This is a genomic window from Frankia nepalensis, from assembly GCF_016786325.1.
Lineage (GTDB): Bacteria > Actinomycetota > Actinomycetes > Frankiales > Frankiaceae > Pseudofrankia > Pseudofrankia nepalensis.
On the sequence record NZ_JADWYU010000223.1, the window covers coordinates 1 to 12234 of the forward strand.

Annotated in this window: 8 protein-coding genes and 1 pseudogene; 4 read left to right on the forward strand and 5 right to left on the reverse strand. The window is 74.0% G+C overall.

The annotated features are described in order from the left end of the window. The first annotated feature begins 149 nt into the window (after positions 1 to 149). Positions 150 to 1994, forward strand: a complete 1845-nt coding sequence (locus I6A81_RS35180; RefSeq protein WP_238441587.1) for an ATP-binding cassette domain-containing protein — start codon at positions 150 to 152, stop codon at positions 1992 to 1994. A gap of 271 nt (positions 1995 to 2265) precedes the next feature. Here I6A81_RS35180 and I6A81_RS46425 read toward each other — a convergent pair whose 3' ends face one another. Next, a complete protein-coding gene (locus I6A81_RS46425; RefSeq protein ID WP_407661431.1) occupies positions 2266 to 2682 on the reverse strand; it encodes a TetR family transcriptional regulator C-terminal domain-containing protein in 417 nt (138 codons plus the stop codon). 150 nt (positions 2683 to 2832) lie between these two features. Further along, a pseudogene (locus I6A81_RS46430) lies at positions 2833 to 3087 on the reverse strand (TetR/AcrR family transcriptional regulator); the annotation flags it as partial. A 27-nt stretch (positions 3088 to 3114) separates the two neighbouring features. On the opposite strand from I6A81_RS46430, the gene I6A81_RS35190 reads away from it, so the two are divergent. Continuing rightward, positions 3115 to 4044 carry an alpha/beta fold hydrolase gene (locus tag I6A81_RS35190; RefSeq protein ID WP_203001494.1) on the forward strand — a complete coding sequence of 310 codons (930 nt, stop codon included), beginning with the start codon at positions 3115 to 3117 and terminating at the stop codon, positions 4042 to 4044. Positions 4045 to 4175: 131 nt separating this feature from the next. Here the strand turns inward: I6A81_RS35190 and I6A81_RS35195 are convergent, their stop codons facing one another. Together I6A81_RS35195 and I6A81_RS35200 are read right to left on the reverse strand one after the other, a co-directional pair. Then, a complete protein-coding gene (locus I6A81_RS35195; RefSeq protein WP_203001492.1) occupies positions 4176 to 5003 on the reverse strand; it encodes an SAM-dependent methyltransferase in 828 nt (275 codons plus the stop codon). 234 nt (positions 5004 to 5237) lie between these two features. Next, entirely contained in the window at positions 5238 to 6956 is a 1719-nt protein-coding gene (locus I6A81_RS35200) for a DUF6461 domain-containing protein (protein WP_203001490.1), read from the reverse strand. A gap of 823 nt (positions 6957 to 7779) precedes the next feature. Between I6A81_RS35200 and I6A81_RS35205 the strand changes: the two genes are divergently transcribed. Together I6A81_RS35205 and I6A81_RS35210 are read left to right on the forward strand one after the other, a co-directional pair. Continuing rightward, complete coding sequence (locus I6A81_RS35205; protein WP_238428564.1) at positions 7780 to 9036, forward strand: cytochrome P450; 1257 nt, start codon at positions 7780 to 7782, stop codon at positions 9034 to 9036. 281 nt (positions 9037 to 9317) lie between these two features. Then, complete coding sequence (locus I6A81_RS35210; RefSeq protein ID WP_203001489.1) at positions 9318 to 10007, forward strand: TetR/AcrR family transcriptional regulator; 690 nt, start codon at positions 9318 to 9320, stop codon at positions 10005 to 10007. Between the two features lie 72 nt (positions 10008 to 10079). Here the strand turns inward: I6A81_RS35210 and I6A81_RS35215 are convergent, their stop codons facing one another. Next, positions 10080 to 11597 (reverse strand): MFS transporter, encoded by a 1518-nt coding sequence (locus I6A81_RS35215; RefSeq protein ID WP_203001487.1) that lies wholly within the window; start codon positions 11595 to 11597, stop codon positions 10080 to 10082. Positions 11598 to 12234: the final 637 nt, after the last annotated feature.

The window sequence follows — 12234 nt, forward strand, 5'->3', positions numbered from 1 at the left end:
CCGCCGGACGGCCCGGCGCGCCCGGCGGGACCCCGGCCCGAGAGCGGGGTGGCCGGCGGCGGTGGGGCGACCGGCGGCGGGGCGGCCGGCGGGCCGACGGCGGAGGGGGAGGGCCGGTGACCGGGCCGCTGGCGAGCAGGGGGGCGCTCATGACCGAGCGTGGGCTGGTCGTCGACGGGCTGACCGTCCGGTATGGGCGCTCCGCCGTCGTCGAGGACGTGTCGTTCACCGTCCAGGCCGGCGCGATCATCGGTCTGATCGGGCCGAACGGCGCCGGCAAGACCACCTTGATCGACGCCATCACCGGATTCGTGCCCGGGTCCGACCGCGACGGCACGATCCTGCTCGACGGCGCCCGGATCGACTCCCTCCCGGCACACGAGCGGTACCGGCGCGGCCTCGCCAGGACCTTCCAGTCGCTGGAGCTGTTCGAGGACCTCTCCGTCGCCGAGAACCTGGCCGTGGCCGGCGGCCCGGCCGCGGCGGCCCGGCCCGGCCCGGCCGGTGCGCCCGGCTCCGCCGGAGCCGGCGGGCCGGGCACGGTGGCCGCGGCGGTCGCGGCCACCGTCGGCCCCGCCAGCACGGGGCCCATCGTCATCGGGCCCACGACCGGCCCGCTGGCCGTCGGCTCGGCCATCACCGGCGGGCTGGCCCGCGCCGCGACCGCGCGGCGCGGCGGCGTCGACCTGGCCGCGGTCGCGACCCGGCTGCCGGACACGCTGACCCACGACGAGCGGGCCGCCCTCGCCTTCGGCCGGGCGCTCGCCGGGACGCCGCGGGTCGTGCTGCTCGACGAGCCGGCGGCCGGCCTGGACGCGCCCGGCCGGTCCGCGCTGGCCGCCCGGATGCGCGCGCTGGCCGCCGCCGGGATCGGCGTGCTGCTGGTCGACCACGACGTCGAGCTCGTCTTCGCGGTCTGCGACGAGGTGGTGGTGCTCGACGGTGGCCGGGTGGTGGCGCAGGGCCCGCCGGAGCAGGTCCGGGTGCACCCGGCCGTGCGGACCGCCTACCTCGGCACCGGGCCGGACGGCGGCGGCGCCGCCGCCGCGCCGCGCCCCCGGCGGGCGCCCACCGGCGACACGACCCCGGCCAGGCCCGGCTCGGCCGCCGCGAACGCCGTGGCACCGGCGCTGCTGTCCGTGGAGTCGGTCACCGGCCGTTACGGCGGCCGACGGCGAGGGGTGCTGGCGCTGGCCGGCGGCGGCGTCCCTGCCGGCGCCCCGGTGGTGCGCGAGGTGTCGCTGTCCGTCGAGGCCGGCGAGATCGTCGCCCTGCTCGGCCCGAACGGGGCGGGCAAGACGACGCTCATCCGCATGATCGCGGGCCAGCTGCCGCCGGTCGCGGGCACCATCACCCTGCTCGGCGCGCCGACCAGGCGGACGACGCCGGACAAGCTGGCCAGGCGGGGGCTCGCGGTCGTGCCGCAGGGGCACGGCTCGGTCCCGACCCTGACCGTGCGGGAGAACCTGCGTCTCGCCGTCCGCCACCCGGCCCCGCGCGGCGCCACCCAGGCGCCGCGCCCCGCCGCCGGCTCCCTTCCGGAACCGGGCTCGTCTCCCGCCGGGGCGGCCGGGGCGTTCGGCTCGGACCGGGCAGGCGAGCGGATCGCCGCGGTGCTCGACCTGTTCCCGGCGCTGGGCGGGCTGCTCGGCCGCCACGCCGGCGCCCTGTCCGGCGGCGAGCGCCAGCAGCTGGCGCTCGCGCTCGCGCTGGTCCGCAGACCCGCGCTGCTGCTGGTCGACGAGTTCTCGTTCGGGCTCGCGCCGGGCATCGTGCCGCCGCTGCTCGCCGCGCTGCGCCGGGTCGCGGACGAGACGGGCCTCGGCGTGCTGCTCGTGGAGCAGCACGTCTCGCTCGCGCTGCGGGTCGCCGACCGCGCCTACGTCCTCGACCGCGGCCGGGTCGCCCTGCACGAGGACGCCGCCCACCTGGCCGCCCACCCCGAGCTCGTCGAGTCCAGCTACTTCGGCGGCCCCGCCCAGCCCCCCACCTGACGCCCCGCGAGGCCCCGCGCCCACCCCGGCGCGTGGCGGAGCCGCGGCCGAGTCGTCGTGTCCGTTCTGTCAGACCTCCGGGTCACGGACTGGCGCTCAGGGTGACTCTGGTGTCGGACAGGCCTGGCCGTGGTGTCGGACAGGACGGCACGACCGCGCGGGGACACCACCGGCCTGCCCCGCGCGGTCGGCGACCGGAAGGGCGGGTCGGACGCGACGGGCGGCGCGCGTCCGGCGTGGCGCCTGCCCACGGATCACGTCCGCGGGTGCCTCATATCGCTGGTCGCGCGCCCCCGGCTGACGGGCCGAGGAGCCGGTCGAGGTGGCGGGCGAGGACGCGGCGGGCGTCGCCGGGGGACCGGGTGCCGGCGAGGACGGCGTTGCCGAGGCCGGTGGTCAGCGCCAGCAGGGCGGTCGCCTCGTCGGCGAGCACGGCGGTCGGCGCGAGCTGCCCGCGTGCCTGGCAGGCGCGTAGCTGGTCGACCAGCCAGGCGTCGAGCGCGCCCACGTCGCTCGTGTAGGGCTGCGCCGCGAGGGCGGGCTCGGTGAGCGCCAGCGCGAAGTACTGGTTGTAGACGAGATAGAGCGGCCTGCTCTCGTCGTCCAGCGGCAGCGTGGCCAGGAGAATCCGTTCGAGCCGGTCTCTCGTTGGCTCCTGCTCCTGCTCCTGCTCCGGCGCGGGCGTCAGCGCCGACGTTGGCTCCTGCTCCGGCGCCGCCGGATCGCCGTCGCGCGGCTCGGTCGTGTCCGGCTTTGTCGTGCCCGGTTTGGTGGTGCCCGGCTTGGTCGAGTCCGGCTTGGTCGAGTCCGGCCCAGTGGCGTCCGGCCCGGCGGCGCCCGGAGACGGGGGCGGAGCCGAGGCCGCGAGGCGGGCGGCGACCCGCTGGCCGAACTGCTCGCCGACCCTGCGCAGGCCGAACAGGAGCAGCTGCTCCTTGGTCTCGAAGTAGTACTGCACGAGGCGGACGGACACGCCGGCCTCCGCCGCCACCTCCCGGAAGCCGGCGGCGTGCAGCCCGCGGCCGGCGGCCACCCGCAGCAACGCGTCGGCGATCTCCCGCCGCCGGACGTCGTGGTCGACTCGTTTTGGCATCGCTCCCTTTCGTGGTACGAACGTACCATGAAAACTGTCGAGAACCCCGAGGCCGGCCGGTTCCGTAGCGAGGCCCTGCGCGCGAAGTTCCTCGCGGCCTATGACGCCGCCTTCGCCGCGCTGTGGCCAACGCCCTGGGCCGAGGACGACGTCGAGACCGAGTTCGGTACCACCCATGCGCACCGATTCGGGCCGACGGACGCCGGTGACGGCGACGCCGGCGGCGACCCGGTGGTGCTGCTGCACGGCGCGAACTCGAACGCCGTCCAGTGGTATCCCTTCGTCGCCGCGCTCGGCGCGCGGCACCCGGTGATCGCGCTCGACACGCTCGGCGACCCGGGCCGCGGCGTCGCCCGCGTGCCCATCCACGAGCCGGCCACCAGCGCCGCCTGGCTCGACCAGGTCCTCGCCGGCCTCGACATCGACCGGGCGCATCTCGTCGGGCACTCCTACGGCGGCTGGCTGGTCCTCAACCAGGCGCTGCACCGGCCCGAGCGGCTGATCAGCGTGACGGCCCTCGACCCGGGCGGCCTGGAGAAGGTCGGCCTTCGCTTCATCTGGCTGATGTACCTCAACGGCCTCGCCGGGCTGGCGCCCGCGCCGCTGCGCCGGCGGTTGGCGGTGTGGTTGGACAACCCGGTCCTGGAGGTACCGGAGCTCAAGAAGGTCCTGCTCACCGGCGCCCGCGCGTTCCGGACCCGCCGGCCCGCGCCGCTGCCGCTCACCGACGACGACCTGCGGTCGATCCGGACGCCGACCCTCGCGCTCCTCGGCGAGCGCAGCCCGCTGCTGCACCCAAGGCGCGCCCAGGCGCGGATCGAGCTGATGCCGAACGGCCACGCCGACATCCTGCCCGGCGTCGGTCACGGCCCCGGTTTCCAGCGCGGCACCGGCGTCGACGTCAACGCCCGCCTGCTCGCCTTCCTCGACTCGACCCAGCCCGACCCCCGCGCGTAGGGACGCCCCGGAAGCGCGCGGCCTCGGTCTCCGGGTGCTGGCCCGCGCGAGTCACCGGCGTGAACGATCGGCCGTCTCGCGCTGGCGGCCGCGCCAGTGGCCTTGCCCGGCGCGCGACCGACAAGGTCCTGCTACGGCTTGCGGCCGATCCCACCCGCGACCAGGCGGACCGCGAGCGGGTACGGCTCGGAGACCGGCTCCGTCGGCTGCCACAGCGGGTTGTAGACGACGCCCGGCTCGACCAGTTCCAGCCCGCCGAAGTAGGACGTGATCTCGTCGAGGGACCGGAACCGTCCCCTCGTCAGCTCGTTGAGCAGCACCTGCTCGATGGGCTTGGTCTCCACGCCGTGATCGACGAAGTGGGTGACGAACATATAGCTGCCGGAGGCCAGCCGGTCGACGTAGGAGCGGACCAGGCCGGCCGGGTCCTCGTCGTCGTGCACATGGTGGACGACCGCGAGCATCAGCACCCCGACCGGCTTCGAAAGATCGATGAGCGCGGTCACGTCGGGGTTGCTCAGGACCTCGTCGGGGCGGGTGAAGTCCGCGGTGACGACCGTGGTGTTCTCGTTCTCCGCGAGCAGCGCCCGGCCGTGCGCCAGCACGATCGGGTCGATGTCGACGTAGGCGACCTTGGAATCGGGCGCGATCCGCTGCGCGACCTGGTGGGTGTTCTCGGCGGTCGGGAGCCCGGACCCGAGGTCGAGGAACTGCCGGATGCCGCGCTCCACCATGAACTCGACGCCCCGTCGCAGCGCCTGGCGGTTGTACCGCGCGGCCGTCTTGCCGTCCGGGATCACCTGGATGAGCTGGTCGTGGACGGCGCGGTCGGCCGGGAAGTTGTCCTTGCCGTCGAGCAGCGCGTCGTAGACCCGGGCGATGCTCGGCACCTTGACGTCGATCCCCGCCCTGACCAAGGCGGTGTCGAGAGCGTCGCGGTGGCTGTCACTGTCTGGCACGGAGTCCTCTCGGAAGTCAGAGCGAGGCCGCCGCCGCGCCCCGGACCGCGGGCCCCCGGGATGGCGGTGACGCTGAGCACCAGATCCTATGGATATCGGATACCAGGGCCGTTCGCAGGCCAAACGGACGTAACCGCGCCCCGGACGGCAGGCCCGCGCGGTTCCCGGTGGATCACCGGGAACCGCGCTGACGGGAATCGCGGCTGAGCCGTGCGGCGGTGGGACTCCGCGCGGTCACATCTCGCGGATCACGTAGGCGATGCCGGCCTTCTCGATCCGCGCCAGGTGCTCGGGCCGGACCGGCAGACCGGTGAACCGTTCGACGACCACCAGGCATTTGGCGATCTTGTCGCGGAAGCCGGTGAGTACCAGGCCGTCGAAGAACGGCACGACGGCTGCTGGCAGTGCCGTCCTCTCAAAGCCGGGCTCGAAGCGGGCGAGGATCTCGCCGCCTTCGGCCAGCGACAGCTGGGTCAGGGCATTGACATTCCAGAACATGCTGCCCACCCGGCCGTACTGGGACAGCGCCCGCAGCGTCTCCGGCCTGCTGCCCTCGAAGCCGTTGTCCTCGATCGCCACCACCGCGCCGTCCACGGCGAGCACGGCCACCGCGTACACGGCGGGGTCATAGGTGCCGTGTACCTCCCGCAGCAGGCGCGGCGCCGCCGGGTCGGCGCCGAACGCGCGCACGACGGCGGCGGTGTCCGTCGTGCCGCGCACGACCGTGATCGTGGCCGCCTCCACCAGCGAGCTTCTCCGCACCCATCGATAAGCCTTCTCCGGCGTGGCCCGCGGCGGCGGCTCCGGCTGGCCGCGCAGGCGATGCCCCAGCCGGTCGGACGCGTGGTGCACGACCTCCGGGCCGGCGGGCGCGCTCCAGACGACGAGGTGGTACGACTCGCCGTCGCCGTGGCGGGCGTCCCCGGCGGTGTCCGGGTCCTCGGCGTCATCCCGGCCGGCCGCGTGCACCCGCAGCCGGAACTCGCCCGGCCAGGGCGGTGCCAGACCGGCACCGGCGCCGGGGAACAGGTTCCGGGCGCTGTTGGGCGCCCGGCCCTGGACGGCCGCGGACCCGTTCACGGCCGTCCAGCTCACCTCGACCACCTCGTCCCAGCCGGCGACCTCGACCTCCGGAGGCGGGCCGCCGAGGATCTCGAGGCTGACGGAGACGGCGGCTTCGGCCGTCCCGGTCCGGATCAGCGCCCCGCCCGGTACCACGCTGACCAGCCCGTTGCCGGCGAACGCCGCCGGCGCCGGTCCGGGCAGGTGGTCCTCGACCAGGCCGAAGCAGTGCTCCACCGGCTCGACCTGGCTGAAGGACCTGCGCGGCAGGATGTACTCGGCTCGGCGTTTGGCCAGGGCGGCGGCCGCGTAGTCGGCGGGCATCGGGGTCTCGGCCAGCACGCCCGCGCCCGCGCCCAGCCCGACGCCGATGATGGCGGGAGCCCAGGGAACCGCCGCCGGCAGGGGCAGCTCCGCCAGCACCGCCGCGGCGGTCGCCACCCCCAGCGCAAGGTATGCCGCGCCGTGCCGCGCCGCGACAGCACTCTCGGCGGCGGCACCGGCCGGCGTGGCCGGGGTCGTCGAGAGCGGCACGTCCGTTGGGGGTTCCAGGCGGGCAGGGGGTGGGTCGAACAGCGCGGCGATGGTGGGGTGGGTGCCCAGCGCCCGGACCAGTTCGACGACCACCGTCGTCGCGCCCCAGCGAAGCTGGTCCAGCAGGGTCACGGCGTTGGCCAGCTCCGCGTGGTCCCCGCTGAAGGTGATTGCCGACTGGTGCCCGTGGGGTGCCGCCGGGATGCCCGCCGTCAGACCGGCCGGGACGCCCTCCACCCGCAGGTCGCCGACCGCCAGCTCCAGCGCGCCCAGCAGGCGCGCGTTCAGGGTCGAGTCGAGCCGGCGCAGCGTCCGCAGCACGGGGGACTCGGCCGGCCCGGCCGGGTGGGGCGGCACGAAGAACGCGTGGGGCTGGCCGGGTGTCGGGGCGGGCTGGGGAGGCGCGACCGGCCGGACGGGCGGCGGCGGAACCGGCGGCGGTGGAACCGGCGGCGGTGGAACCGGCGGCGGGGACGGGGGCGGAGCCGGTCGCGGTGGAAGCGGCGGTGGTGACTGGGGAGGCGGCGGCAGTGGCAGTGGCAGTGGCGTGGTTATCTCCGTCCTTATCACGCCCACCGGAGCCACTTGGAAGCCGCCGGGGGGGTAACCGGCTGGTCGCCGGGGAGGCGTCGGCCGCGGTTCACTCCCGACGTAGTGGCCGGTGTACGTCGCCCGCCCGGCGGGGCCGCCTGGTTCCGAGGCGATGCCGAGCCGGCCGAGAGTCGCCGCCGGCGCCGACGGGACGCGCGCCGCCAGGGACGGCATCACCCTGGCGACCGCGGAGGCGAGCGCGTCGAGCACGTCGGCCGGTACCGGGGGCCGAGCCCGGCCAGACGCGTCGGCTTCCGGGCTTCGTTCGGGTTCTGGCCGCCACTGCATCGTGTCCCTCTCACCGGTGCCTGGTGGATGATCCCGCGCCCATAACACCACGAAGCCGGGCGTTCGCTCACCGCACCCTTGGCTGGAGCTGAGGGCTGGTGCCCCACCCGGCCGGGGAAAGCCCCGCTGGTTCCCCTCGACGGTCGTCAGCCAGCCGTCGGGGAACGCGGGCGCCCATGGACGTTTCCCGGCGGCCCCGCGGGTGACGCACTTGCCAGGGTCGGTATTGGACGTAGTTGTCAGTCGCTGTGTCTTGTGTAAAACTTCGACCGTCCGCACCGCCGACCACCGGGAGTGAACGATGGCGACCGACGTAGGCGATGACGTCGCGATGGACGACGTGGTCGAGCAAGTTCTGGGAGAGAAGCCGGACACGCGGATCGTCAGCGGCGACTTCTGGGGGGACGATCCCCACCGTGGGCTGACCTGGCTGCGGGAGCACGACCCGGTCCACTGGGACCCGGTGGGCGAGATCTGGGGCGTCTCGAAGTACTCGGACGTGCGCGAGGTCTCCAGGCACCCGGAGATCTACTCCAGCGCCGGGGGCTTCCGGCCGGATGTCAGCGGCTTCCCGATGATGATCGAGATGGACGACCCGGCGCACTGGCGGCGCCGCAAGCTGCTCAACAAGGGCTTCACGCCGCGGCGCGTCCAGGATCAGCGAGCCCGGATCGAGCAGATCTCCCAGGCGCTGGTCGACCGGGTCTGCGAGCGCGGGGAGTGCGACTTCGTCTGGGACGTCGCGGCGTGGCTTCCGCTCATCGTCATCGGCGACATGATCGGCGCCAGGCCGGAGAACCACCGCGACCTGCTGCGCTGGTCGGACGACATGATGCGCGGCCAGGGCCAGCCCGACAACGCCGAGGCCATCGAGAAGATGACGACGGCCGCGCTCGAGTACAACGAGTACTTCACCGGGGTGCTGGCCGACCGGCGCGCCTGCCCGCGCGACGACCTGCTCAGCATCCTGGCGCACGCCGAGGTCGACGGCGACCGGCTCGACGACGAGTCGATGCTCTACGAGTCGCTGCTCCTGCTGATCGGCGGCGACGAGACCACCCGGCACGTCATCACCGGCGGGCTCTACCAGCTGCTCGCGGACCGCGACAACTGGGAGCGGCTGCGCGCCGACCGCGGCCTGCTGCCGACGGCCGTCGAGGAGATGCTCCGCTGGGTCAGCCCGATCCGGAACATGTCCCGCACCGTCACCCAGGACACGACGTTGCGCGGCAAGGAGCTTCGCGCGGGCGAGAAGGTGCTGATGCTGTACCCGTCCGCGAACCGGGACGAGGAAGTCTTCGCCGACCCGTTCCGGTTCGACATCACCCGCAGCCCGAACGATCACCTTGCCTTCGGCCTCGGCACGCATTTCTGCCTCGGCAACTCGCTGGCCCGCCTCGAGCTGAACGTGATCTTCGAGACGCTGCTCGATCGGCTGCCGGACCTCGACCTGGTCGTTCCCGAGGAGCCGGCGCTGCGGCCGGCGAACTTCGTCAGCGGCTACGAGTCACTCAAGATCACCTTCACTCCGGTCAAGCCGGTGGGCGTGAACCTGTAACCGCGGCCCGGGCTCGGCGGTAACCCCGACGGCCTGGGGTAAATGGGCGTTTTGCGCTTGCCGGCGGGACCGGCGCGGCACATCCTCAGGTGTTTGTTGCCGCGCGGCGGTTCCTGTCGTCGATTTCGGATACTCCTCGACCCGTGAGCTGTCCCTCCCGATGAGCCAGGCGGATAGGCTGTGGATCTGCTTGGCAATATCATGTCACGTCGCGCGGCAGGCTCATCGCGTCCAGACTGACGCGTATCACGCGGCCGACACGTACTAGGTGAGGGAGCACGGTGGAACCGATCCGCGAGCGCGCGGCTGACGCGCAGCCGCGGCAGGTCCGACGGGCTCCCTGGTCCGGGCGGTCGCCGGCGGCCCAGGCCGAGTCCGCCCGGGAAAAGATCATCGATGCCACGGTGACCTGTATCCGGCGGCACGGGCTGGAACGCACCTCGATCAGCGCGATCGCGACCATCGCGGGCGTCTCCCGGCCGACCGTCTACGCCTATTTCGAGACCCGCGAGGCGCTGGTCTCGCTCGCGCTGGAGCAGGCGGGCCGGTCGATCGCCGAGCGGGTCGTCGCGGCGGCCCGCCGCCGGTCGAAGACGGCCGGTGACTTCGCGGTGGAGGCCCTGATCGCCGCGCGCCGGGAGTTCCGCGCCGAACCGGCGCTGCACCCGATCAGCCAGGCCCCGGCCGACGCGTGGGCGGCGAACCAGGCGCTGTCTGAGAACTCGCTGGAGATCGCCCGGAGCATCCTCGAGCCGATCACCAGCTACGACCCGTCGCTGGAGTCCCGGCTTGACGAGATCACCGAGACGCTGATCCGCTGGCTGCTGTCGCTGCTCATCTTCGACAGCGACCGCACGTCCAGCGACACGAAGCTGCGCGCCTACCTGCGCCGCAGCGTCGTCCCGGCGATCCTCCCGCCCGAACCGACCGACGCCCCGGAGCGGCCCGTCCCCGCCGACCAGGCCCCCTGACCAGCCCGGCCCGGCGGGCGGCGGTGTCACCGCCGTCACCGCCCGCTTGAGCGCGCGGCCGCCGGAAGCCTTCTACGAACTGGCCGGGACCGCCGGGCGTTGCCCGGGCCGGCCGGCTGTCGCGGCGGCCGGCTTCGTCGGGCGCATGAGCACCAGGACGGCGACGGTCGCGACGAGGCCGATGGCTCCCGCCATCGCGAAGGTCGCCTGGACGCCGGTGACGGCCGCGGCGTGCACCGCCGGATCGAGCACCGGGGCGGCCCGCACCACCTCGGCGGCCTGACCGCCGGCGATGGCGTGCGCGATTCCGCTGTCGGCTGGAACCCCGTCGCCGGACAGGCTGTGCCGCGAGAGGGCGACGAAGACGCTGCCCATCGCCGCGATCCCGAACGCGAAGCCGAGCTGACGGGTGGTGTTCAGCGCCCCGGCTGCCATGCCGGTGCGCTGGAGCGGCACCAGGGACATCGACACCGAGCCCAGCATCGGCGTCACCATTCCCACGCCGATGCCGACGATCGCGAAGCCGGGGATCAGCGCCGGCCAGCTCGCCGAGCCGTGCACCAGCAGCGCGCCGACCACGCCGCCGACGCCGATGAACGCCAGCCCGCCGCCGATCACCAGGTCCGGCCGCGCCTCATGGAGGAAACGGCCCAGCAGCGCCGAGACGAAGAACGCCGTGATCGACAGTGGCAGGCCGGTGAGGCCCGCCTCCAGCGGGCTCATGCCCAGCACCGACTGCAGCCAGATCGACGTGTAGGTGAACGCGGAGAAGGCCGCGAAGGTCATCAGCAGCCCGGCGATCAGCACCCCGACGAACGAGCGGTTGCGCAGCAGCGCGAGGTCGAACATCGGGTGGTCCGAGCGCCGCTCCAGCAGGACGAACACCGCCAGCAGCACGATGGTCGCGCCGAGGAGCGCCCAGACCCCGAGGTCGGACCAGCCGTCCTCGTTCGCCCTGATCAGGGCGTACGTCGCGCTCGCCGCGGCGGCGGTGAACGTGGCGATGCCGGGGACGTCCACCCTGACCCGCGTCTGCGCGCGGGCGTCGGCGAGCTTCGTCAGCGCCAGCCCGATCGCGACCGCGCTGACCGGCAGGTTGACGAAGAAGATCCACCGCCAGGAGATGTACTCGGTGAGCACCCCGCCGACGATCGGCCCGATCGCGGACGACGCGCCCGCCACCGCGCCCCAGAGGCCGTAGGCGATGCCCCGGTCCCGGCCGGTGTGGGAGGCGTTGAGCAGCGGGAAGTTGGTCGCGAACATGGCCGCGGCGCCGACGCCCTGGAGCGCGCGGGCCGCGACCAGCAGGCCCGGGTCCGGCGCGAGGCCGCACAGCAGCGAGGAGACGGCGAACAGCGCGAGGCCGGCGACGTAGGTGCGCCGGTGGCCGATGATGTCGGCCACCGAGCCGGCGCCGAGCACCAGCGCCGCCAGCGCGAGGGCGTAGGCGTCGATGACCCACTGCAACGCCCCGAAGGACGCGTCGAGATCGGTGACCATGCTGGGCAGCGCGACGTTCACGATCGTGACGTCGATGAGCAGCATGAACGTGCCGAGGCAGACGGTCAGCAGCGGCAGCCACTTGCGCATCCTGATACCTGCGTTTCTCCCGAGACAGCGGTGAGTCCCCGGACCGCCACGCGGCGCGCGAGGGGTCCGGCCCGGTTTCCCAGCATGCGCCGCGGGTCCGACAAACGTGCCGTCTCGAGGACCCGTCCGGTCGATGACCGGTCCGGACCGACCACTGGAGCCGCCATGGCCGGCCAGGCAGACGACCACGCCAGGCCCGCGGCCGAGCGGGTCTCGCCAGGCGAACGCCCCGACCCCCCGCGGCCGGCCCTGAGGAATGTGACGACGGTCATCACGGCGGGCGGGTGCCGCCGTCCGGAGGCCAGATCGCCCCGGCGCCGGAACCGCGCCATGAAACTTCACCGATCAGGTGGAGATCCTGCTCCGCGAGGCGGCCCCTTGTCAGGTGCTCCGCCAGGTTCGCCGCCGTCGGGTCCGCTCGCCGGCTGGCCCGGGTCCCTCGGCTGCTGGATGGCGTTGCCGGCGTTGGGCGCACTGGTGGCCTTGCCCGCGTTGCCCCTTTGCTGGTCGGAGCCGCCAGCGGACGAGCCACCGGCGGGCTGGCTGGATTGCCCAGCCGCCTGGCCGGGCCCGTTGGAGCCGGAGTCTCCGGGTGCTTGGCTAGGTTTGCCGGGGTCGGGGTTTCCGTTGGCCTGGC

What these genes read in the sequence shown, in the direction of transcription:
- I6A81_RS35180 (WP_238441587.1), top strand. Translation starts at nt 150, where the DNA reads ATGACCGAGCGTGGGCTGGTCGTCGACGGGCTGACCGTCCGGTATGGG.
- I6A81_RS35190 (WP_203001494.1), top strand. Translation starts at nt 3,115, where the DNA reads ATGAAAACTGTCGAGAACCCCGAGGCCGGCCGGTTCCGTAGCGAGGCC.
- I6A81_RS35205 (WP_238428564.1), top strand. Translation starts at nt 7,780, where the DNA reads ATGGCGACCGACGTAGGCGATGACGTCGCGATGGACGACGTGGTCGAG.
- I6A81_RS35215 (WP_203001487.1), bottom strand. Translation starts at nt 11,597, where the DNA reads ATGCGCAAGTGGCTGCCGCTGCTGACCGTCTGCCTCGGCACGTTCATG.